At 68.7% G+C, this 21893-nt stretch carries 14 protein-coding genes and 1 rRNA gene; 8 read left to right on the top strand and 7 right to left on the bottom strand.

All coding sequences use genetic code 11. The features are described 5' to 3' along the window. Positions 1 to 243: 243 nt before the first annotated feature. Positions 244 to 1771, bottom strand: a 16S ribosomal RNA gene (locus ACQEVY_RS39385). 570 nt (positions 1772 to 2341) lie between these two features. On the opposite strand from ACQEVY_RS39385, the gene ACQEVY_RS39380 reads away from it, so the two are divergent. Both ACQEVY_RS39380 and ptsP read left to right on the top strand, forming a co-directional pair. Beyond that, entirely contained in the window at positions 2342 to 2791 is a 450-nt protein-coding gene (locus ACQEVY_RS39380) for a PTS sugar transporter subunit IIA (protein WP_386355313.1), read from the top strand. A 77-nt stretch (positions 2792 to 2868) separates the two neighbouring features. Continuing rightward, positions 2869 to 4539 carry a phosphoenolpyruvate--protein phosphotransferase gene (ptsP, locus tag ACQEVY_RS39375; protein ID WP_432954567.1) on the top strand — a complete coding sequence of 557 codons (1671 nt, stop codon included), beginning with the start codon at positions 2869 to 2871 and terminating at the stop codon, positions 4537 to 4539. A 68-nt stretch (positions 4540 to 4607) separates the two neighbouring features. On the opposite strand, the gene ACQEVY_RS39370 is transcribed toward ptsP, so the two are convergent. Both ACQEVY_RS39370 and ACQEVY_RS39365 read right to left on the bottom strand, forming a co-directional pair. Beyond that, positions 4608 to 5501 (bottom strand): hypothetical protein, encoded by an 894-nt coding sequence (locus tag ACQEVY_RS39370; RefSeq protein WP_432954565.1) that lies wholly within the window; start codon positions 5499 to 5501, stop codon positions 4608 to 4610. A 110-nt stretch (positions 5502 to 5611) separates the two neighbouring features. Further along, entirely contained in the window at positions 5612 to 7600 is a 1989-nt protein-coding gene (locus tag ACQEVY_RS39365; RefSeq protein ID WP_432954563.1) for an acetoacetate--CoA ligase, read from the bottom strand. Positions 7601 to 7815: 215 nt separating this feature from the next. Between ACQEVY_RS39365 and ACQEVY_RS39360 the strand changes: the two genes are divergently transcribed. Then, a complete protein-coding gene (locus tag ACQEVY_RS39360) occupies positions 7816 to 10182 on the top strand; it encodes a glycoside hydrolase family 31 protein (RefSeq protein ID WP_432954561.1) in 2367 nt (788 codons plus the stop codon). Between the two features lie 40 nt (positions 10183 to 10222). Here the strand turns inward: ACQEVY_RS39360 and ACQEVY_RS39355 are convergent, their stop codons facing one another. Beyond that, positions 10223 to 10759 carry an NUDIX domain-containing protein gene (locus tag ACQEVY_RS39355; RefSeq protein WP_432954559.1) on the bottom strand — a complete coding sequence of 179 codons (537 nt, stop codon included), beginning with the start codon at positions 10757 to 10759 and terminating at the stop codon, positions 10223 to 10225. A gap of 283 nt (positions 10760 to 11042) precedes the next feature. Here ACQEVY_RS39355 and ACQEVY_RS39350 point away from each other — a divergent pair, with 283 nt between their 5' ends. The 5 genes from ACQEVY_RS39350 (at position 11043) to glpK (ending at position 17084) form a co-directional block, all read left to right on the top strand. Further along, complete coding sequence (locus ACQEVY_RS39350) at positions 11043 to 11468, top strand: Zn-ribbon domain-containing OB-fold protein (RefSeq protein WP_432955638.1); 426 nt, start codon at positions 11043 to 11045, stop codon at positions 11466 to 11468. Continuing rightward, positions 11465 to 12655: a lipid-transfer protein gene (locus ACQEVY_RS39345; RefSeq protein WP_432954557.1), complete on the top strand. Its 1191-nt coding sequence runs from the start codon at positions 11465 to 11467 to the stop codon at positions 12653 to 12655. The genes ACQEVY_RS39350 and ACQEVY_RS39345 overlap by 4 nt, the downstream gene beginning before the upstream one ends. Positions 12656 to 12779: 124 nt before the next feature. Next, positions 12780 to 14432: an EAL domain-containing protein gene (locus ACQEVY_RS39340; RefSeq protein WP_432954556.1), complete on the top strand. Its 1653-nt coding sequence runs from the start codon at positions 12780 to 12782 to the stop codon at positions 14430 to 14432. 392 nt (positions 14433 to 14824) lie between these two features. After that, on the top strand, positions 14825 to 15550 hold the full coding sequence (locus tag ACQEVY_RS39335; protein ID WP_432954554.1) for an MIP/aquaporin family protein: 726 nt from the start codon (positions 14825 to 14827) through the stop codon (positions 15548 to 15550). 22 nt (positions 15551 to 15572) lie between these two features. Continuing rightward, positions 15573 to 17084 (top strand): glycerol kinase GlpK, encoded by a 1512-nt coding sequence (glpK, locus tag ACQEVY_RS39330; RefSeq protein WP_432954552.1) that lies wholly within the window; start codon positions 15573 to 15575, stop codon positions 17082 to 17084. A gap of 178 nt (positions 17085 to 17262) precedes the next feature. Here the strand turns inward: glpK and ACQEVY_RS39325 are convergent, their stop codons facing one another. Genes ACQEVY_RS39325 through ACQEVY_RS39315 form a run of 3 tightly spaced genes read right to left on the bottom strand, consistent with a single transcriptional unit; the run spans position 17263 to position 21886 of the window. After that, positions 17263 to 17868, bottom strand: a complete 606-nt coding sequence (locus ACQEVY_RS39325; protein ID WP_432954550.1) for a GTP-binding protein — start codon at positions 17866 to 17868, stop codon at positions 17263 to 17265. Beyond that, positions 17849 to 21469, bottom strand: a complete 3621-nt coding sequence (locus ACQEVY_RS39320) for a hydantoinase B/oxoprolinase family protein (RefSeq protein WP_432954548.1) — start codon at positions 21467 to 21469, stop codon at positions 17849 to 17851. Before ACQEVY_RS39320 ends, ACQEVY_RS39325 begins: the two co-directional genes overlap by 20 nt. Before the next feature lie 24 nt (positions 21470 to 21493). Continuing rightward, the gene (locus tag ACQEVY_RS39315) at positions 21494 to 21886 is read right to left on the bottom strand and encodes a DUF742 domain-containing protein (protein WP_328772993.1); all 393 of its coding nucleotides are present in this window, start codon (positions 21884 to 21886) and stop codon (positions 21494 to 21496) included. Positions 21887 to 21893: the final 7 nt, after the last annotated feature.

Genomic DNA, 21893 nt, shown 5'->3' with positions numbered 1-21893 from the left:
CACCGGGGCCGGCAACCGAAGACAACCGGGCTTCCGCCCGTGCCTTCAGACACCCAACAGCGTGCCCGACACCCTCGCCACTGCCCGTTCCGATCCACGCCCGAAGGCAGTACTAGGAAGAGAAGCTGGTCGAGTGTGCCGAATAATCAACGTTCCACCCATGAGCAACCACCGCAGAACATTCGCCTGCGTTGTGGCCCTGGACGCCGACTCCAGTGGAGTGGGCGCCTAGATGCTCCTTAGAAAGGAGGTGATCCAGCCGCACCTTCCGGTACGGCTACCTTGTTACGACTTCGTCCCAATCGCCAGTCCCACCTTCGACCGCTCCCTCCAGACAAGCTGGTTGGGCCACGGGCTTCGGGTGTTACCGACTTTCGTGACGTGACGGGCGGTGTGTACAAGGCCCGGGAACGTATTCACCGCAGCAGTGCTGATCTGCGATTACTAGCAACTCCGACTTCATGGGGTCGAGTTGCAGACCCCAATCCGAACTGAGACCGGCTTTTTGAGATTCGCTCCACCTTGCGGTATCGCAGCTCATTGTACCGGCCATTGTAGCACGTGTGCAGCCCAAGACATAAGGGGCATGATGACTTGACGTCGTCCCCACCTTCCTCCGAGTTGACCCCGGCGGTCTCCCGTGAGTCCCCAACCCTCCGAAGAGGTTGCTGGCAACACGGGACAAGGGTTGCGCTCGTTGCGGGACTTAACCCAACATCTCACGACACGAGCTGACGACAGCCATGCACCACCTGTACACCGACCACAAGGGGGGCACCATCTCTGATGCTTTCCGGCGTATGTCAAGCCTTGGTAAGGTTCTTCGCGTTGCGTCGAATTAAGCCACATGCTCCGCTGCTTGTGCGGGCCCCCGTCAATTCCTTTGAGTTTTAGCCTTGCGGCCGTACTCCCCAGGCGGGGCACTTAATGCGTTAGCTGCGGCACGGACAACGTGGAATGTTGCCCACACCTAGTGCCCACCGTTTACGGCGTGGACTACCAGGGTATCTAATCCTGTTCGCTCCCCACGCTTTCGCTCCTCAGCGTCAGTATCGGCCCAGAGATCCGCCTTCGCCACCGGTGTTCCTCCTGATATCTGCGCATTTCACCGCTACACCAGGAATTCCGATCTCCCCTACCGAACTCTAGCCTGCCCGTATCGACTGCAGACCCGGGGTTAAGCCCCGGGCTTTCACAACCGACGCGACAAGCCGCCTACGAGCTCTTTACGCCCAATAATTCCGGACAACGCTTGCGCCCTACGTATTACCGCGGCTGCTGGCACGTAGTTAGCCGGCGCTTCTTCTGCAGGTACCGTCACTTTCGCTTCTTCCCTGCTGAAAGGGGTTTACAACCCGAAGGCCGTCATCCCCCACGCGGCGTCGCTGCATCAGGCTTGCGCCCATTGTGCAATATTCCCCACTGCTGCCTCCCGTAGGAGTCTGGGCCGTGTCTCAGTCCCAGTGTGGCCGGTCGCCCTCTCAGGCCGGCTACCCGTCGTCGCCTTGGTGAGCCATTACCTCACCAACAAGCTGATAGGCCGCGGGCTCATCCTTCACCGCCGGAGCTTTTAACCTCCACTCAGGAGAGTGGAAGTGTTATCCGGTATTAGACCCCGTTTCCAGGGCTTGTCCCAGAGTGAAGGGCAGATTGCCCACGTGTTACTCACCCGTTCGCCACTAATCCCCACCGAAGTGGTTCATCGTTCGACTTGCATGTGTTAAGCACGCCGCCAGCGTTCGTCCTGAGCCAGGATCAAACTCTCCGTGAATGTATTCCCGTAATCGGGGATGACACCACGAGAGCGGAACCCCCCGCGGAATAAACGGGAAGGGTTCACAGCGTCCTCGCTGTGTTCTTTTTCAAAGGAACCTCGCCACCAGGAACAATCCCGGTGGCGGGGTATCAACATATCTGGCGTTGATTTTTGGCACGCTGTTGAGTTCTCAAGGAACGGACGCTTCCTTTGTACTCACCCGAGATACCTAATCTCGCGGCTTTCCTCCGGGCGCTTCCCTTCGGTGTTTCCAAACTCTATCAGGGTCTTACCGTCTCACTGACCATGGTACTGCGGGCATGCAGAACCAGGCCCCGAGATAGGATCTGACAAGTTGGATGCTGCCGGGCAAGGACGCTTGGCCGCGTCGCCCGCCTCAAGCAGGGGTACGACCCTACAGCGGGCTCGGGAGTCTGCGCAAATCGTTTGTGCGGGGTCCTACGGTCGCCAACCGGGACCTCTCCGGCGGACCGGGACTTCTCATGACTTACGCTGCTGAACAGTGCGCCAGCCTGTACAAGCAGTGACGACCCATATGAATCTTCGCCCCTGGGAGGCCTCCCCATGACCACTGTGACGTCCCCGCTTGCAGGGCGTGCCATCGGGCTCGCAGCCGTACCCGATCCCGTCTTCTCCGGAGCGATGGTTGGGCCTGGCACTGCGATCGATCCCGTACGTGAGCCCTCCGAGGCCGTCGCCCCCATCGACGGCGTGGTTGTCTCGCTGCATCCGCACGCCTTCGTCGTGGTCGACGAGCAGGGCCACGGCGTACTCACGCATCTCGGTATCGACACTGTTCAGCTGAATGGCGAGGGCTTCGAACTGCTGATCAACAAGGGTGACACTGTGCAGCGCGGGCAGGCCATGGTCCGCTGGAACCCGGTTGCCGTCGAAGCGGCCGGCAAATCCCCGGTGTGCCCCATCGTTGCGCTCGAGGCTGCGGCCGAGTCTCTCTCCGACCTCAACGTTGACGGCGATGTGAAGGCTGGCGACGCTCTCTTCAGCTGGCACTGACTTCAGTGCTGTCATGAACGACAGGCAGGACGACCACCGCGGTGGCGGGACCCGCCGCTCTATCGGAGACAGGTGACATGGAGACAACGCTGCGAGGGGTCGGCGTGAGCCACGGTGTGGCGATCGGCGAGGTTCGGCACATGGGGACGGCGGTTCTCGAGCCGCCTGCCAAGCAGATCCCGGCGAAGGACGCGGAGCGCGAACAGGGGCGCGCCCATAAGGCCGTCGAGGCCGTGGCGGCCGATCTGATGGCGCGCGGCAATCTGGCGGGCGGCGAAGCCCAGGCGGTGCTCGAGGCCCAGGCCATGATGGCTCGGGACCCGGAGCTCATGGCCGATGTCGAGCGGCGTATCACTGTCGGAAGCACGGCGGAGCGCGCGGTGTACGACGCCTTCGCCGCGTATCGCGCTCTGCTTGCGGGTGCTGGCGAGTACCTCGCCGGTCGTGTGGCGGACCTCGACGATGTGCGGAATCGTATCGTCGCCCGTCTGCTCGGTGTTCCGATGCCGGGCGTCCCGGACAGTGACGAGCCGTACGTCCTTATTGCTCGTGACCTTGCACCTGCCGACACTGCGCTGCTGGATCCGGCTCTGGTCCTCGGTTTCGTCACCGAGGAGGGTGGGCCCACCAGCCACAGCGCGATTCTGGCGCGGGCGCTGGGCGTGCCCGCCGTGGTCGCGTTGCCGGGTGCGGGTGAGCTCGCCGAGGGCACGATGATCGCGGTGGACGGCAGTACCGGTGAGATCTTCGTGAACCCGAGTGCCGAGAAGAAGGCGGCCATGGAGGCCGCGGCCGCCGAGCGCAAGGCGGCGCTTGCCGCGTCGACCGGCCCCGGGGCCACCTCGGACGGGCACAAGGTGCCGCTGCTGGCCAATGTCGGTGGTCCTGCGGATGTGCCGGCGGCGGTCACGGCGGGTGCGGAAGGTGTCGGTCTGTTCCGTACCGAGTTCCTCTTCCTTGATGACAGCAAGAGTGCGCCGTCTGAGAGCAAGCAGGTAGAGGCATATCGCAAGGTGCTTGAGGCCTTCCCTGAGGGTCGTGTCGTGGTGCGTGTGCTGGATGCGGGTGCCGATAAGCCGCTCGACTTCCTGACACCGGCCGACGAGCCGAACCCGGCACTGGGCGTGCGTGGTCTGCGGACGCTGCTCGATCACCCGGAGGTGCTGCGTACGCAGCTGACGGCGCTTGCGAAGGCTTCCGAGGGACTGCCGGTCTATCTCGAGGTGATGGCGCCGATGGTCGCGGACCGTATCGACGCGAAGGCGTTCGCGGAGGCGTGCCGTGAGGCCGGGCTGCAGGCGAAGTTCGGTGCCATGGTCGAGATTCCGTCGGCCGCTTTGCGGGCGCGGTCGATCCTGCAGGAGGTCGAGTTCCTGTCGCTGGGCACCAACGATCTCGCTCAGTACACCTTCGCCGCCGACCGTCAGGTGGGCGCGGTGTCCCGTCTTCAGGACCCGTGGCAGCCCGCACTACTTGACCTGGTCGCGCTGTCCGCCGAGGCGGCGAAGGCCGAGGGCAAGAGCTGTGGTGTCTGCGGCGAAGCGGCGTCGGACCCGCTGCTCGCTTGTGTGCTGACCGGTCTGGGGGTCACCTCCCTTTCCATGGGTGCGGCGTCGATTCCGTACGTCCGGGCGACGCTGGCGAAGTACACGCTGGCGCAGTGCGAGCGTGCCGCGGCGGCGGCGCGCGCATCGGACACCGCCGAAGAAGCGCGCAAGGCTGCTCAGGCGGTGCTGTCCGGCGAGTAGGACAGCACCGTTACCCCGAGCAGTGATCGAGGGGTGCCCCACCTACGGTGCGGCACCCCTCGCCGCGTTCAGTGCGTGTGTGCCGTCGCAGGGCCGTCGTCCCTCAGGTCGGGTGGCACGCAGTAGTCGACGCCCGATTCCGGGGAGACGAGGTCGCCGGATTCGATGTCGGTGCAGTAGGCGTCGAAGACCTCTCCGGCGGTCAGCGGTTCCAGGCCTTCGCCGCGCAGGCGCCAGCCGCAGACGCGGTCGGTGGCGTCCGGGGCGCTGGTGCGCATGACGAGGCCTCCAGCGCTCTGGGTGGCGATACCGACGGCCAGGACGGTGGTGAATTCGAGGGCCTCGGCCTCGTCGAGCTGGGGTGTGCCTTCCTCGTCGTCGTCGGCATGGAGCACGGCGGTAAGTGTTTCCGGCGCGGTCGAGACGCTGCACACGAGATGGCGCTGGCCGGGGCCCGTGCTTTCGAGGATGCGCACGAGCAGGTCGGAGGCTCGGATGAAGGCCGCACGGCCGATGTCCTCGCCGCAGGACGCGCAGTTTCCGATGCGGGACAGGAGCGTGGTCGCGTACTCCCAAGTGGCTTGTCGGACGGCCTCGTCGACGAGGTCCGGGACGAGCTCGGCGAGGGGTTGTCCCTCGTACGGGAGGGTGGCGCCCGTCGAGGCGAGCTCCGCTGTGAAGCGGGTGCGGCTTGTCGGGGCGTCGGGTTCCAGGCCGTGCTCGGCGCAGAACTCCGCGTACTCCTCGGGGTCGAAGAGTGCCACTGTGGTGTGGCCGCCTTGGGAGGACAGTGTCCTGAGCAGGGATTCCACCTGCTGGAGGTAGCTCTCGTGGTCGGCGAAGGTGAACGTGCGGTAGCGCCGCATCGCCGTGAAGTCCTGTTCGTCCGTCAGCAGGCCGATGGTGCCGGCGATTTCGCGGCGCAGTACGCGTCGCATGCTGTGGTGCTGGATGTGCGCCATTCTTTCCCCCTGAGTGCAGTCGATCAATGCTCACTCACCGTAACCGGCGGCACTGACAACGGCCGTCGGGCGAGGGGGTCACGCACCCGGTTGTGCGACAAATGCGCTGGTCAGTGCCCTGATTCTGCGCGCTTGCGGGCCAGGTCCTGGTAGAAGCGGAGCAGCTCCACACTGTCCACCGAGCCCACGTTGACGGCCTTTTCGAGGGGGGCGCCTTGGAGCAGGCGCTTGACCGGGACCTCGATGCGTTTGCCTGTGAGGGTGTGCGGAATGCCGGGCACCTCGATGACCTCGTCGGGGACGTGGCGGGGCGAGAGCTGTTCGCGGATCGTCTGCTTGATACGTCCGAGGAGGGCTTCGTCGAGTACGGCGCCCGGCGCGAGGTGGACGAACAGGGGCATCCAGTATCCGCCGTCGGGCTGTTCGACGCCGATGACCAGGGATTCGCGGATCTCGGGGAGGCGTTCCACGGCTTCGTAAATGTCGGCCGAACCCATGCGCACGCCTTGGCGGTTGAGCGTGGAATCGGAGCGGCCGTGGATGATGACCGAGCCGCGGGAGGTGACGGTGATCCAGTCCCCGTGGCGCCAGGCTCCGGGGTACACGTCGAAGTAACTGTCGTGGTAGCGGCTGCCGTCGGGGTCGTTCCAGAAGTGGATGGGCATGGACGGCATCGGGTTGGTGACGACCAGCTCGCCGACTTCGTCGGTCAGGGGTTTGCCGCTGGGGTCCCAGGACTGGAGGTCGGTGCCGAGGCAAGGTGCCTGGAGTTCCCCGATGTACACCGGGAGCGTGGGTACGCAGCCTGCGAAGCAGGAGCAGACGTCGGTGCCGCCGCTGACGGAGGCGATCCACAGGTCGGCCCCGCTCTCCGCGAACTCGTCGTGCAGCCAGCGGAATCCGTCGGGGGGGAGGGGCGAGCCGGTGGTGGCGACGCACTGCACACGGGAGAGGTCGAAGTCACGGGCGGGGTGCACGTCCGCCTTGCGGCAGGCCATGGCGTACGCGGCGGAGGTGCCGAAGAGCGTGGTTCCCGTGAGTTCGGCGATGCGCCACTGGGCGGCCGTGCCCGGGTAGCCGGGGCTGCCGTCGTACAGAACGATGGTGGTGCCCGTCAGGAGGCCGGAGACGAGGAAGTTCCACATCATCCAGCCGGTGGAGGTGTACCAGAAGAAGCGGTCCTCGGGGCCCAAGTCGCAGTGCAGGCCGAGCTGTTTGAGGTGCTCGACGAGGATGCCGCCCTGGGACTGGACGATGGCCTTGGGGAGGCCGGTCGTGCCGGAGGAGTAGAGCACCCACAGGGGATGGTCGAAGGGAACCGCTTCGAAGACGGGTTCCACGTCCGCGGAGGTGAGCGCGGACCACTCCAGGGCGCCTTCGGGAGCCTCGGTGCCGAGGAGTGGGATGTGGATCACGGCGCGCAGCGTGGGCAGTTCGCGGCGCAGCTCGGCGACGGTGTCGCGGCGGTCGTGCTCCTTGCCGCCGTAGCGGTAGCCGTCGACGGTGAACAGGACGACCGGTTCGACCTGCTGGAAGCGGTCGAGGACGCTGCGGGCTCCGAAGTCGGGCGCGCAGGACGTCCAGACGCCGCCTACGGCGGCCGTGGCGAGCAGGGCGACGACGGCCTGCGGAATGTTCGGGAGGTAGCCGCTGACGCGGTCTCCGGGGCGTACGCCGAGAGTGCGCAGCTCGGCGGCCAGGGAGCCGACCTGGCGGCGCAGTTCGGACCAGCTGACGGGGCGCGGTTCGTGGGTTTCGTCGACGTGGAGGAGGGCCGGGGCGTCGGCGCGGGTCTCGGCCGCGCGCAGGGCGTGCTCGGCGTAGTTGAGCGTGGCCCCGGGGAACCACTGGGCTCCCGGCATCGAGCGGTCGCCGAGCACGCGCGCGTAGGGGGTCGAAAACCGTACGTCGAACCAGTCGGTGACGGCCTTCCAGAAGGTGTCCAGCTCGTCCACCGACCAGCGGTGCAGGGCCGCGTAGCCGCCCTCGGAGGGGGCGCCGTGGTGCTGGGCTGCCCAGGCCTGGAACTTGGTGATCTGTGCCCGGGCGATGCGTTCCCGGTCGGGCTGCCAGAGCGGTGAGGCGTTCGCTGAGGACATGAGGCGGCTCCCGGGGACTGTGCGCGTCTTATGCGTGTATCACACACGGGCTGGGGTGTGCGCGTCACGCGGCTGACACGGACGATGCCATGTGATCGACTTCCGCACCAGAGCGCGCCACGGATGGTCCGGGTCGTGAAGATGTGGTCCTGTCGCAGGTGAACGGCAGTTGAACGACTCACACATGCGGGCAGGTCAATGGCAGGCTGAGCAGCATGGACGGTCGTGACCTGGTGCGCTCGGTGAAGGCGGTCGGCTCTACGGGGGCGTCCCAGGGGTGGCGTACCGTGCGGGCCGCATGGCGCAGAAGGCGCGCCGACGCCTCCGGGCTTGCGCCCCGTGGTGCCGAGCGCGCGCGGGTGCCCGGGCCGGTGCTGGGCGTGGAGCCGGGGCCCGGCGGCGGACTGGTCCGGTTCACCCGGTCGGAGCTGCGCATCACCGTCGCCGTGAACGGAGCCGTCTTCTGGGGCTGGGACGGGGCCGGACCGGAGCCGTCGTACGCGCTCGTCGGCCGCTCCCCCAAGGCGGACCCGAGGGCCGTTCTGGAGCCGGACAAGAACGGCGGCTGGCGGGTGGTGGCCGAGCGCGTGACGGTAGTCGTCTCGCGGAACGGCGCCGTGGAGGTGCGTACGCCGGGCGGGGTGACCCTGCGCCGCGATCTGCCGCCCCGATGGTGGGAGCCGGTCGGCGGGGGCGCCGCGCGGTGGATGCAGCGGTCCGAAGTGGCCGCGGACGCACGGTTCTTCGGGCTGGGCGGTCGCGCGTCGGGACCGCGGCTGCGGGACGGCACGTACCGGCTGTGGAACACCGACCCCGGCCTCTCGTTCGGTCCGGGCGACGATCCGCTGTACATCACCATGCCGGTGCAGATGGTCGTGGCCGATGCCGGCACGCATCTCGTGTTCCACGACAGCACCTGGGACGGCACCGTGACCTTGCGCGAAGGTGAGGAGGGCGCGGGATCCGGGCACGACCGGGCCGGGACGAGCGAGCTGCGGATGGACGGCGGGCCGCTGCGCTGCTGGGTGATGGTGGGCACCCCCGCGCGCGTGCTGCGTACTTGGGCGTCGCTCACCGGGGCCGCCGCGCTGCCGCCCACGTGGGCGCTGGGGCACCATCACGCGCGGTGGGGCTTCGGCAGCGAGCAGGAGGTGCGGCGGATCGTCGCCGGATATCAGGAGCGCGGGCTGCCGCTGGACGCGGTCCACCTCGACATCGACCACTTCGACGCGCACCAGGTGTTCACCGTCGACCGGGAGCGCTTCCCCAAGCTGCCGATGCTCGCCAAGGAGCTGCGCCGGGACGGGATCCGGCTGGTGTCGATCGTGGATCCGGCGGTCAAGGCCGAACGGGGCAACGCGGTGTACGACAGCGGGTCCACGGTGGACGCCTTCGTGCGGGACTCCGCGGGAAGGCCGATACGCGGTGTCGTCTGGCCCGGCGAGTCGGTGTATCCGGACTTCACGCGCGCGTGGGTGCGCCAGTGGTGGGGTGAGCTCTACGAGGAGCGGCTGGCGCAGGGTTTCGCGGGCTTCTGGCACGACATGAACGAGCCGGTGTCGTTCACGGCCTTCGGGGAGAACACCCTGCCTCGCTCGGCACAGCACGACCTGGAGGGACGCGGCGGCGACCATCGCGAGGCGCACAACGTGTACGCGCTCTGCATGGCGCGGGCCGGCTACGAAGGGCTGCGCGAACTGACGCCCGGAGAGCGCCCGTTCACGTTCTCGCGCTCTGGGTGGGCCGGAATGCAGCGCTACGGAGGGACCTGGTCCGGGGACGTGGCCACCGGCTGGCCGGGGCTACGGGCCTCGTTGTCGCTGGTGGTGGGGCTCGGACTGTGCGGGGTGCCGTACTCGGGCCCCGATGTGGGCGGATTCGACGGCAACCCCTCGCCCGAGCTTTATCTGCGCTGGTTTCAACTGGCCGCGTATCTGCCGCTGTTCCGTACTCACGCGAGTCTGCGGGCCGGGCGCCGGGAGCCCTGGGAATTCGGCGACGAGATCCTCGAGCACGCGCGCGTGGCGCTCATCGAGCGGCGGCGGCTGCTTCCGTACTTCGTGACGCTGGCGCATCTGGCGCACCGTACGGGGGCGCCGTACGTGCGGCCGGTGTGGTGGAGCGCGCCCGAGGACAGGGCGCTGCGCGACTGCGACGACGCCTTCCTGCTGGGCGACTGCCTCCTGGTGGCCCCGGTGCTGGACCCGGGGACGGACCGGCGCGCGGTGCAGTTGCCGCGCGGGTGCTGGTACGACACGGAGACCGAGGAGCGCTACGAGGGGCCCGCTCAGGTGCTGCTCGATGCCCCCTTGTCGCGCATTCCGGTCCTCGCGCGCGCGGGTGCCGTAGTTCCCGTACGCGGCGCCGACGGCGGCCTGGAGCTGGAGGTGTGGGCGCCCGCCCCTGGAGGTACCGGAGGCGGGCTCGTGGTTCCGGACACGGGCGACGGCTGGGACGAACCGGAGATCGAGCGGTATGTGACGCGCTGGGAAGGAAAGCACGTGATCGTCGAGCAGGACGGGGAGGACGGCCCGAGCGAGCCGTCACGCCCCCTACGGGTTCGCGGGCTGGGGGCCCTGTGAAGCGCTCCTGAACAGCCCTTCCAGCGCCCTGGACGACGCGTCAGATGTACCGGCCTTCGAAGAACGCCCGAGCTGCCAAGGTGTGCAGAGGGAAGGCGAGTTCGGTCGCCGTACGGAGCAGGTGCCAGCCCTCGGTCTCGTCCGTCGCGGAAGGCGGTGGCAGTGTGGCGGCCGGGCGCTCCGGAAGCAGGCCGAAGAGCAGGAGGTGCCCGTCGGGCGAGCTCATCGCGTCGGCGAGCCGTACGTCGTGGGCTGCCGCATCGATGCCCGTCTCCTCCTTGAGCTCGCGGACGACGGCATGCCGCCAGTCCTCCCGGTGGTCGATGAACCCTCCGGGCAGGGCGATTCCCCCGCGCGCGGGGGCGATGGCTCGGGTGATGACGACCAGGGCGGTGCCCCTGACGTCGTACACGGGCTGAAGGGCCACCGCGACGGGCAGCGGATTGCGGTAGGCCACGGCGCCACAGGAGGTGCAGGTGCGGGGCCAGCCGGAGACGCCCACTCCGTAGGGCGCTCCGCAGCTCGAACAGTGGGAGTCCGGCGCGGAATCGGCGGGCGGGTTCTGGGTCGGGGACACGCCGCGGACTGTAGCCGATCATCACATGGGCCCCTCCGGAGGGCCCGCTCCATGGGAGGAGATGGGAGACGGCCGGAACCACCCCCGTGAGCCCCGGCCGCCCCTACCGATACTCCGACGCCCAGGAGGCCCCAGCGGTTCTCCTGATGCACGGACCTGTCCGCCGACTGATGCACGGACCTGTCCGCCGACGCCCTGCCCAATCGGCGCGCCCCATGCCACACTTCTGACGAGCCGTCAGATATGCAGCACTGGAGGGATCTTGTCCCACACCCGCACACCCGTGGTCCCTGGCTGGTTCGCCGGCGAGGGAGATGACTTCCGGCTTCTGGGTACGCGCTGTTCCGCCTGTGCATCGGTGTTCTTCCCCCGAGAGGACGCCTTCTGCCGCAACCCGGGTTGCCCGGGCGGCGAACTGGCCGAGATTCCGCTGTCCCGGAGGGGTCGTATCTGGTCGTACACGGACAGCCGGTACCGGCCACCGTCACCGTATGTGTCCGACCCGGAACTCGAATGGCAGCCCTACGCGTTGATCGCTGTGGAGCTGGAGTCCGAGCGGATCGTGGTGCTCGGACAGGCGGTTCCCGGGGTCACCGTCGCCGATCTGACGGTGGGCATGGAGGTGGAGGTCGTCCCGGGCGTGCTGAACGAGGACGCGGAGACGACCTGGACGACCTGGCACTGGCGGCCGACGGGGGTGGGGGCATGACGGGTGACGTGGCGGTGCTCGGCGCGGGCATGCATCCCTGGGGCAAATGGGGACGCGGTTTCGTCGAGTACGGGGTGACGGCGGCGCGTGCGGCACTGGCCGACGCGGGGGTCCAATGGCGGGACGTCGGCTCGATCGTCGGCGCGGACACGGTCCGTGGCGGCTATCCGGGATACGTGGCGGGGGCGACGTTCGCGAAGGCGCTGGGCTGGCAGGGCGCCCGAGTGGCGAGTGTGTACGCGGCGTGCGCGTCGGGGGCACAGGCCGTCAACACGGCGCGGGCGCAGATCCTTTCGGGTCTCGCGGACGTGGTCCTGGTGGTGGGAGCGGACGCCGCTCCCAAGGGGTTCTTCCGGCCCGCGGGCGGGAATCGGCCCGACGATCCGGACTGGCTGCGGTTCCGGGTCCTGGGGGCGACGAATCCGACGTACTTCGGGCTGTACGCGCGGCGTCGGATGGCCGTGCATGGGGACACTCTGGAGGACTTCGCGCAGGTCAAGGTGAAAAACGCCGCCCTGGGGGCGCTGAATCCGAACGCGCGGTACCGCAAGCGGGTCACCGCCGAGGAAGTCGCCGCCTCGGCCGTCGTCGCCGATCCACTGCGGCTGCTCGACATCTGCGCCACCTCGGACGGGGCCGCTGCGCTGGTGCTGTCCAGCATGGAATTCGCGCGCCGTCATGGAGCCGCGGATCCGGTGCGGATCCGCGCGGTGTCCACGGTGACGCCGCGCTTCCCCAACACGGTGCTCGATCTGCCGGACATCGCGACGGACTCGGCGGTCGCGGTGGAGCCGGCGCCCGAGACGTTCCGCGCGTCGATCGCGCGAGCGGCGTACGAGGAGGCGGGCATCGGTCCGGAGGATCTGTCGCTCGCCGAGGTCTACGACCTGTCCACGGCCCTGGAGTTGCAGTGGTACGAGGACCTGGGGCTGTGTGGGGAGGGCGAAGCCGCCAAGCTGCTCAGAGAGGGTGCGACGGCCCCAGGCGGGCGCATACCCGTGAACGTCAGCGGCGGACTCGCCTCTTTCGGGGAGGCCGTTCCGGCCCAGGCCATCGCCCAAGTCTGCGAGCTCACCTGGCAGTTGCGTGGTGCCGCGGGCGAACGGCAGGTCACCGGCGCGCGGGTGGGGATCACCGCGAACCAAGGGCTGTTCGGGCACGGATCGTCCGTGATAGCCGTCCGGTGAGGGCAGGGTGCCGGTACGGGCGGACTGAGGTGGACTTCCGTACGCTGAGTGACCGGCCCGGAATCCTGCGTGAACAGCTCGTGAACTGGGCTTGGGCGCCTGCCGGAAGCGTCATTATCCTTCCGTGCGCTCCTGGACGGATACTCTCCGCTTCGCCTTCCAGCCGATCGTCAACCTGACGACCGGAGGGGTCGCGGCGCTGGAGATACTCGCCCGCCCGGAAGCCGGTGACGTCCTCGCACAGGCCCGCCGTGATCCCGAACTCGACGGGCGGCTGGCCGCGTTGGCGATCCGGGCGGCCTCTCGTCAGGAGACGCTGCTCCCGCTCCACGTCAACGTGTTCGCGGGCACCCTCGCCGACCTGGGAGGGCTCGCCGGGCTGCGGGAGGCCGTGCGCGAGGCGGGGCGCATGCCGTGGGAGGTGACGGTCGATGTCGGCCCGCCCTTCACGCACGTGCCGCACCGGGCGCTCATCGAGGCTGTCACGGCGCTGCGCGGCGAGGGCTTCCGGATCTGCGCGGACGGCATCGGCGATGGCGACGTACCCCTTCGGCTGCTCGCGGATCTCGCGCCCGACCTGGTCAAGCTCGATGCTTCCCTGCTGACGCGTCCTGCGGTCGTACGGGCGATGCGGACCCTGTGCGAGCAGCTCGGCGCGCTGCTGTCGATCGAGGGCGTCGAGACGGAACTGCAGTGTTCGGCGGCGCTGTCGGCGGGCGCGCAGCTGGCTCAGGGCGAGCTGTTCGGTCCCCCGGCACGCCGTCCGGCAGCGGACGTATACGTTCCGGCGCTCTCCCAGGCCACCGCGGCGACGCCTCCGTACGGGCCTTCGGTGCGGCAGTTCGTACGCCCCGCGGCGCTGTTGCCCGCAGGCGCGTCCGCAGGGCAGGTGCGGGCGCTGCTGACCGGGTCGCCGGAAGTGTCCGGGGTGCTGCTCGTGGACGCGGCCGGGGTCCCGGTGAGGTCGGTGCACCGTTCCCGGTTCCTGCTGTCGCTGTCGGGCCGCTACGGGCATGCGCTGTACGCCGACCGGCCGGCCGCCAAGCTGGGCGATCCGCCGCGTACGGTCGGCGTGGACGCCACCGCGTGGGAGGTCCTCGACGTGGTGGCGGACGGGGACCGCGACCGTACGTCCGATGACGTGGCGGTCGTCGACCGACTGGGGCGGTGCGTGGGAGTCGTACGACTGGCCGATCTGGTACGGGCGTTGGCCGAGAGCCGCGTCGAGGAGGCGGCCGGGCTGAACCCGCTGACGCGGCTGCCGGGTTCCGACGCGATCACCGCGGAGGTGGACCGGCGGATCGCACAGGGGCGGATCTTCGCGCTGAGCTGGCTGGATGTCGATGGCTTCAAGCAGGTCAATGACGGTGCGGGGTTCGCGGCGGGCGACGAGCTGATCCGCGGAGTGGGGCGGGCGCTGCAGGCCGCGGCGTCCGAAGCCACGCGCGTGGGGCACATCGGCGGCGACGACTTTCTCGTGCTGACAGATCCGGAGGGGCTCGATCCGCTGGCCATATCGGTGCTCGACACGCCGTGGTCGGCCGGTGGCCTCGCCGTCACGCTGTCGCTGGCCACAGTGCTGTGTGCTCCGGGGAGCTTGACCGACCACCGCCAGGCGGCCGCGTGTCTGGCGCCGCTGAAGCAGGCAGCGAAGTCGCTGCGGGGCGCGAGCTGGGTGCTGGGCCACGCGGGCCTGCCCGGCCATGAGATCCGGCGCGGCTCGGGGGCGGCGCCCGCACAGGCCGGATGCGGGGCCGGCGGGCCGGGCCTGGGCTGAGCAGTTTTTGCGCCACCGTGTCCGCCGGGCCCGGCAGTTGACCCGTGCGGCACCGCCGTACAGCGGTTGCGGAACCCGACCGTCCCGGGTCAGGCAGTCTTGCGGGCAAGAACCGTTGCCGCCCGCGACCTTGACGGTCGTTGACCACCGGTGAACACTTCCGGATGTCAGTCGGCGTCGCCGCATTCCGGCGTATCACGCACTGCGCCGCGCGGGCCCTCGCCTGCGCCAACGGGTCATCCCCCAGGGCGATTCGGCTGCCACGGCACGCTCGTCACGGACGCCGGGCGGGGCGCGGGACTCTCCCTGCCTTCGGCAGAAGTAGCCATGGGAAACGCACCCTGCACGGTGGTCCGGGGCCGATCGCCCCGGGCGAGGGCCTAGGAGCCGCCATGAGCAATGGAGACATCTTCGTCGGTGAGATCATCGGCACAGCCATCCTGATTCTGTTCGGCGCCGGAGTCGTCGCCGCCGTCGTACTGAACGGCTCCAAAGCGAAGGACGCGGGCTGGGTCGTCATCGCGTTCGGCTGGGGCTTCGGTGTGATGGCCGGGGCGTACACCGCGGCCCCGCTGTCCGGCGGGCATCTCAACCCGGCGGTGACACTCGGCATCGCCATCGACACCGGGGACTGGGACAAGGTCCCCATCTACGTCGTCGGACAGATGATCGGCGCGATGCTCGGCGCGGTCCTGTGCTGGCTGGTCTACCTCGCGCAGTTCCAGGCCAACGCCGAGGAGAAGAAGTCGCAACCGACGCTCGGGATCTTCTCCACGGCACCCGCAATCCGTAATCCCATGGCGAACCTCATCACGGAGATCATCGCCACCATCGCTCTGGTTCTGCCGATCCTGGCCTTCGGCCTGACCAAGGGTCTCGGCGAGTCCGGCACCGCGATTCTGATCGTCTCCTTCCTGGTGGTCGGCATCGGCCTGTCGCTCGGCGGTCCCACCGGATACGCCATCAATCCGGCCCGTGACCTGGGGCCGCGCATCACCCACGCCCTGCTCCCGATACCCAACAAGGGCACCTCGGACTGGGGTTACGCGTGGATCCCGGTGGTGGGGCCGCTGATCGGCGGGGCGCTTTCGGGGCTCATCTTCAACGCGGCCTTCTGAAGAATCCGACGAAGGGGACGTCATGACAGACAAGTTCGTCGCCGCAATCGACCAAGGCACCACCTCGAGCCGCTGCATCATCTTCAACGAAGCCGGCGCGATCGTCGCCGTCGACCAGCGTGAGCACCGTCAGATCTTCCCGAAGCCGGGCTGGGTGGAGCACGACGCCACCGAGATCTGGTCGAAGGTGCAGGCCGTGGTGGCCGGGGCGATCGCGAAGGCCGGGCTCCGCGCCGACCAGCTCAGCGCGCTGGGCATCACCAACCAGCGGGAGACAACAGTCCTTTGGGACCGCGCCACAGGCAAACCCGTGCACAACGCGATCGTGTGGCAGGACACCCGTACCTCCGCGCTCTGCAACGAGCTGGGCGGCTCGGACGGGCAGGACCGTTTCCGCGAGCAGACCGGCCTGCCGCTGGCCAGTTACTTCTCCGGACCGAAGGCGGCCTGGCTGCTGGACAACGTGCCGGGGCTGCGGGCTCGCGCCGAGCGGGGCGAGATCGCCTTCGGCACAATCGACTCCTGGCTGATCTGGAACCTCACCGGCGGCACGGACGGCGGCCGTCACGTCACCGACGTGACCAACGCCGGGCGCACCATGCTGATGAACCTCGAGACCCTCCAGTGGGACGCCTCGATCTGCTCCGCGATGAACGTCCCCGAAGCGATGCTCCCGGAGATCAAGTCCTCCTCCGAGGTGTACGGGACTGCCGTGGGCCAGCTCGGCGGGGTGCCGGTCGCCTCAGCGCTCGGCGACCAGCAGGCGGCGGTCTTCGGGCAGGCCTGCTACGACGTGGGCACGGCCAAGAACACATACGGAACCGGCAGCTTCCTGCTGCTCAACACCGGGAACCGGCCGGTTCCTTCGAAGAGCGGGCTGCTCACCACCATGGGCTACAAAATCGGCTCCGAGGCGCCCGTGTACTGCCTGGAGGGCTCGATCGCGATCACCGGCGCCCTGGTGCAGTGGTTCCGCGATCAGCTCGGCATCATCCGTACGTCGGACGAGATCGAGACGCTGGCGGCGAGCGTCGAGGACAACGGCGGGGCGTACATCGTGCCCGCGTTCTCGGGCCTGTTCGCGCCCTACTGGCGCTCCGACGCACGCGGAGTCGTCACCGGTCTCACGCGGTACGTCACGAAGGGGCACCTCGCGCGCGCGGTGCTCGAAGCGACGAGCTGGCAGACCCGTGAGGTCGTGGACGCCATGTTCCAGGACTCCGGGGTGCACATCACGACCCTGAAGGTGGACGGCGGCATGACCAAGAACAACCTTTTGATGCAGCACCAGGCGGATGTGCTCGGGGTACCGGTGATCCGTCCGAAGGTCTCCGAGACGACCTGCCTGGGCGCCGCTTACGCGGCGGGCCTCGCGACCGGTGTCTGGAACGACCTCGACGAGCTGAAGTCGCATTGGGCGAAGGACGTCGAGTGGACCCCGTCGATGGAGGACGCGGTGCGCGAGCGTGAGTACCACAACTGGCGCAAGGCGGTGGAGAAGAGCTTCGGCTGGCACGAGGACGGCCCAAGCTAAGCGCTCCGCGGGAAGTGCGGTTGCGGAACTGCGGGCCCGTCGTGGCTGGTCGCGCAGTTCCCCGCGCCCCTGAAGGGGCGCGGTACAGCACCGGAACTCGGCAAGTCCGCTGAGACTACGGCCCGTACCCCAGTCGGCGGGGGTACGGGCCGTACGCGTGGCAGGCCGGGCTCGGCCTTCAGGTGGTGACGGTCTGGCGGCGCTCGGCCGCGTACGCCATCGCGTGCTGGACGACGCCGATGAGGACCTCCTTGACGGACTCCCGGTCGCGCGCGTCGCACAGCACGACCGGCACGTCGGGGTCGAGGTCGAGGGCCTGGCGGACGTCTTCGGTGGGGTAACGGGCGGCGCCCTCGAAGCAGTTGACGCCCACCACGAAGGGGATGGAGCGCCGCTCGAAGTAGTCGACCGCGGCGAAGCAGTCCTCCAGGCGGCGGGTGTCGGCGAGTACGACGGCCCCCAGGGCGCCGGTGGAGAGCTCGTCCCACAGGAACCAGAAGCGGTCCTGTCCGGGTGTCCCGAAGAGGTACAGGACCAGGTCCTCGCGGAGCGTGATGCGGCCGAAGTCCATGGCGACCGTGGTGGTGTTCTTGCCCTCCACGCCGCTGGTGTCGTCGACGGGGCGGCCGGCCTCGGTGAGTACTTCCTCGGTCCGCAACGGCTTGATCTCGCTGACCGCGCCGACCATCGTCGTCTTGCCCACGCCGAAGCCGCCCGCCACCAGGATCTTGAGCGTGACGGGCTCGACTGGGGCCTTGCCGCGCTCAGAACGCCCGAAGATCATCGATCTTTTCTCCTGCTTCAGTGGTGTCGTACGGGGATGGGGCGGGGGGTGGACCATATCCGCCGCCTCCAGGTGTTTCGATGACCAGTACGTCGCCGGGGCCGACGTCCGCCGCGTCGCTTCCGCCGAGTTCGGTGACCGTGCCGTCCGCGCGTTCCACGCGGTTGGCGCCCAGTGCTCCGGGCTCACCGCCCGCCATGCCGTAGGGCGGGACCCTACGGTGCTGGGAGAGCGTGGAGACGGTCATGGGCTCGTGGAAACGGATGCGGCGTACGGCGCCGTCTCCGCCGCGCCACCGTCCGGCCCCACCGCTGCCGCTTCGTACGGCGAACTCGTCGAGCTGGACGGGCAGTCGCCACTCCAGCACCTCGGGGTCCGTGAGCCGCGAGTTGGTCATGTGGGTCTGGACGACGGATGCGCCGTGGAAGCCGTCACCTGCGCCGGAGCCGGAGGCCACGGTCTCGTAGTACTGGTGGCGCTCATTGCCGAAGGTGACGTTGTTCATGGTGCCGGAGCCCTCCGCCTGCACTCCGAGGGCTCCGTAGAGGGCACCCGTGATGGCCTGCGAGGTCTCGACGTTGCCGGCGACCACGGCGGCCGGGGGCTCGGGAGCGAGCATTGAGCCAGGGGGCACGATGATGTCCAGGGGGCGCAGACAGCCGTCGTTGAGCGGGATGTCGTCGGCGACCAGGGTGCGGAAGACGTACAGGACGGCGGCGTTGACCACGGAGAAGGGTGCGTTGAAGTTGGTGTCGAGCTGCGGCGACGTACCGGTGAAGTCGACGGTGGCGGAGCGCTTTCCGCGGTCTACGGAGATGCGCACCCGGATGACGGCGCCGGAGTCGGTCTCGTAGGTGAACTCGCCGTCTTCCAGGGCGTCGATGACCCGGCGTACGGATTCCTCGGCGTTGTCCTGGACGTGCTTCATGTACGCCTGGACGACGTCGAGGCCGAAGTTCTCGATCATGCGGGCGACTTCGTCGACGCCCTTCTGGTTGGCGGCGATCTGGGCGCGCAGGTCGGCGAGGTTGGTCTTCGGGTTACGCGAGGGGTAGGGCGCCTCCGTGAGCAGCCGTCGTGTCTCCGCCTCGCGGAGGTGGCCGCCTTCCACGAGCAGCCAGTTGTCGAAGAGGATGCCCTCTTCCTCAATGGTCCGGCTGTTGGCCGGCATGGAGCCGGGGGCGATACCCCCGATCTCGGCGTGGTGGCCGCGCGAGGCGACGTAGAAGAGAATCCGGTCACCCTCCGTGTCGAAGACCGGAGTGACCACCGTGACGTCGGGGAGGTGGGTGCCGCCGTGGTACGGATCGTTGACGGCGTACGCGTCCCCGGGGCGCATCCCTGAGCCCCGGCGGCGGATGACTTCCTTGACGCTGGTGCCCATCGATCCCAAGTGCACAGGGATATGGGGGGCGTTGGCGACCAGGTTGCCTTCGGGATCGAAGAGCGCGCAGGAGAAGTCGAGGCGCTCCTTGATGTTGACCGACTGGGCGGTGGACTCCAGGCGGGCACCCATCTGCTCGGCGATCGACATGAAGAGGTTGTTGAAAACCTCGAGGAGAACAGGGTCGGCTTCCGTGCCGAGATCGGAACTCTCCGTGACCGCCACGCGTTCCATGATCAGATGCCCGTCGTCGGTCATGGCCGCCTGCCAGCCGTCGTCGACGACGGTCGTCGCGCTGGCCTCGGTGATGATCGCGGGGCCGGTGACGGTTTCGCCGGGGGGCAGTTCCTCCCGACGGTGCAGGGGTACGTCGCGCCAGGCGCCGCCCGTGTGGAGGCTGACGGTCTCCGGGGTGCCGGGGGCCGAGTACGGGGTGGCGAGGGCGGAGAGATCGGGGGGTTCGGTGAGACCGGTGGCTTCCACGGAGAGGGCTTCGACGACGACCGGACGGTCGAGGGTGAAGGAGTATGTGGCGCGATGGCGGTCTTCGAAGGTGCGGATCATGGTGTCGGGCTCGGTCAGCTCGACGACGAGTGCCGTGTCCGTGCCGTCATAGCGCAGCTGGGCCCGGCGGATGACCCGGATGCGGTCCTCGGGGACGTCCTCGGCGAGGAGTTCGGCGCGGGCAGCGGCCTCCAGGTCGTCCGCGGTCTTCAGGACGCCGGGCATCGAGGACGCCTCCAGGGGGGCCTCGACGGACTGTTCGCGCATGGCCGTCGTGTCGGCGAGCCCGATGCCGAGCGCGGAGAGCACACCGGCCATGGGTGGCACGAGGACGGTGCGGATGCCGAGCGAGTCGGCGACCATGCAGGCGTGCTGCCCTCCCGCGCCGCCGAAGGTGGTGAGCGCGTACCGGGTGACGTCGTGGCCCTTCTGCACCGAGATCCGCTTGACGGCGTTGGCGATATTGGCGACCGCAATCTGCAGGTACCCCTCGGCGACCTGCTCGGGGGTGCGGTCGTCGCCGGTCCTCTCCCGGATCTCGCGTGCGAGGGCGGCGAACCGTTCGCGGACCAGGGCGTCGTCGAGCGGCTGGTCGCCGTCCGGGCCGAAGACCCTTGGGAAGTGGGCGGGTTGGATGCGGCCCAGGGCCACATTGGCGTCGGTGACGGTGAGCGGGCCGCCGTTCCGGTAGCAGGCGGGCCCCGGGTCCGCGCCCGCCGAGTCCGGCCCTACGCGGTAGCGGGAGCCGTCGAAGTGGAGCACCGAACCGCCGCCCGCCGCGACGGTGTGGATGTCCAGCATGGGCGCGCGCAGCCGTACGCCGGCGATCTGGGTGGTGAAGACGCGTTCGTACTCGCCGGCGAAGTGCGAGACGTCCGTGGAGGTGCCGCCCATGTCGAAGCCGATGACTCGGTCGAAGCCGGCGAGCTGCGACATCCGCGCCATGCCGACGATGCCGCCCGCGGGCCCGGACAGGATGGCGTCCTTGCCGCGGAACTGTCCGGCCTCGGCGAGCCCTCCGTTGGACTGCATGAACATCAGCCGCACGCCCCGCAGTTCATCGGCGACATGCTGGACGTAGCGGCGCAGCACGGGCGAGAGGTAGGCGTCGACGACGGCCGTGTCGCCGCGCGGGACGAGCTTCATCAGCGGGCTGACCTCGCTGGACAGCGAGATCTGAGGGAAGCCGATACGGGTGGCCAGCTCGCCGATGGCCTGCTCGTGGGCGGGATGAAGGTGGCTGTGCATGCAGACGACGGCCAGGGCGTGGATTCCGTCGTCGTACGCCTCCTGGAGCGGCCCGGCGAGGGCGTCCAGATCGGGGGCACGCAGGACGGTTCCGTCGGCGGCGATGCGCTCGTCGACCTCGACGACCCGTTCGTAGAGCAGCTCGGGCAGCTCGATCGCGCGGGCGAAGATCCGCGGACGGTTCTGGTAGGCGATGCGCAGGGCGTCCCTGAAGCCGCGGGTGACGACGAGGAGGGTGCGCTCGCCCTTGCGCTCCAGAAGGGCGTTCGTGGCGACGGTGGTGCCCATGCGGACGGCATCGATGGGGCCGTCATCGCGGAGGAGTTCCCGTACGCCTGCGACGGCGGCGTACCGCGCCGGGTTGTCGGAGAGGAGCTTGTGCGTGAGCAGGCGGCCGTCGGGGCGACGCGCGACGATGTCGGTGAACGTGCCACCTCGGTCGACCCAGAACTGCCAGCCTGTCACTTCTGCTCCCCGCTTCCGCGCTGCTCAGAGCGCCCGGAGCCCGCTGATCACGTCGCGCAGAATACTCTCGTCCGGCAGCTCGGCGGGGGGTACCGGACGCGTCACATGGACCATTTCGTCAGCCACGAGATCTCCTATGAGGACACGTACCACTCCGATGGGGAGGTCGAGTTCGGCGGCGAGTTCAGCGACCGACTGCGGGGTGTCGCGACAGAGTCCGACGATGTCCTCGTGCTCCGGGGACAGCGTCTGGGCCCCCGCCTCGTCGGCATGCGGTTCCGTCACGACGACCGCGATCAGGTCGAGGCGGTGCTGGGCCGCGCTGGTGGTGCGGCCGCGTGTCATGGCATACGGACGGACCACCGGTCCGGCCTCGTCGTCGAACCAGTGGGACATCCCCTGACCGTCTCCGCTCATGCCATCC

Origin of the sequence: Streptomyces sp. CA-288835, assembly GCF_050936385.1 — a bacterium.
Taxonomy (GTDB): domain Bacteria; phylum Actinomycetota; class Actinomycetes; order Streptomycetales; family Streptomycetaceae; genus Streptomyces.
This window is presented reverse-complemented; position numbering and strand designations above follow the sequence as displayed.

What these genes read in the sequence shown, in the direction of transcription:
- ACQEVY_RS39380 (WP_386355313.1), top strand. Translation starts at nt 2,342, where the DNA reads ATGACCACTGTGACGTCCCCGCTTGCAGGGCGTGCCATCGGGCTCGCA.
- ptsP (WP_432954567.1), top strand. Translation starts at nt 2,869, where the DNA reads ATGGAGACAACGCTGCGAGGGGTCGGCGTGAGCCACGGTGTGGCGATC.
- ACQEVY_RS39370 (WP_432954565.1), bottom strand. Translation starts at nt 5,501, where the DNA reads ATGGCGCACATCCAGCACCACAGCATGCGACGCGTACTGCGCCGCGAA.
- ACQEVY_RS39365 (WP_432954563.1), bottom strand. Translation starts at nt 7,600, where the DNA reads ATGTCCTCAGCGAACGCCTCACCGCTCTGGCAGCCCGACCGGGAACGC.
- ACQEVY_RS39360 (WP_432954561.1), top strand. Translation starts at nt 7,816, where the DNA reads ATGGACGGTCGTGACCTGGTGCGCTCGGTGAAGGCGGTCGGCTCTACG.
- ACQEVY_RS39345 (WP_432954557.1), top strand. Translation starts at nt 11,465, where the DNA reads ATGACGGGTGACGTGGCGGTGCTCGGCGCGGGCATGCATCCCTGGGGC.
- ACQEVY_RS39335 (WP_432954554.1), top strand. Translation starts at nt 14,825, where the DNA reads ATGAGCAATGGAGACATCTTCGTCGGTGAGATCATCGGCACAGCCATC.
- glpK (WP_432954552.1), top strand. Translation starts at nt 15,573, where the DNA reads ATGACAGACAAGTTCGTCGCCGCAATCGACCAAGGCACCACCTCGAGC.
- ACQEVY_RS39325 (WP_432954550.1), bottom strand. Translation starts at nt 17,868, where the DNA reads ATGATCTTCGGGCGTTCTGAGCGCGGCAAGGCCCCAGTCGAGCCCGTC.
- ACQEVY_RS39315 (WP_328772993.1), bottom strand. Translation starts at nt 21,886, where the DNA reads ATGAGCGGAGACGGTCAGGGGATGTCCCACTGGTTCGACGACGAGGCC.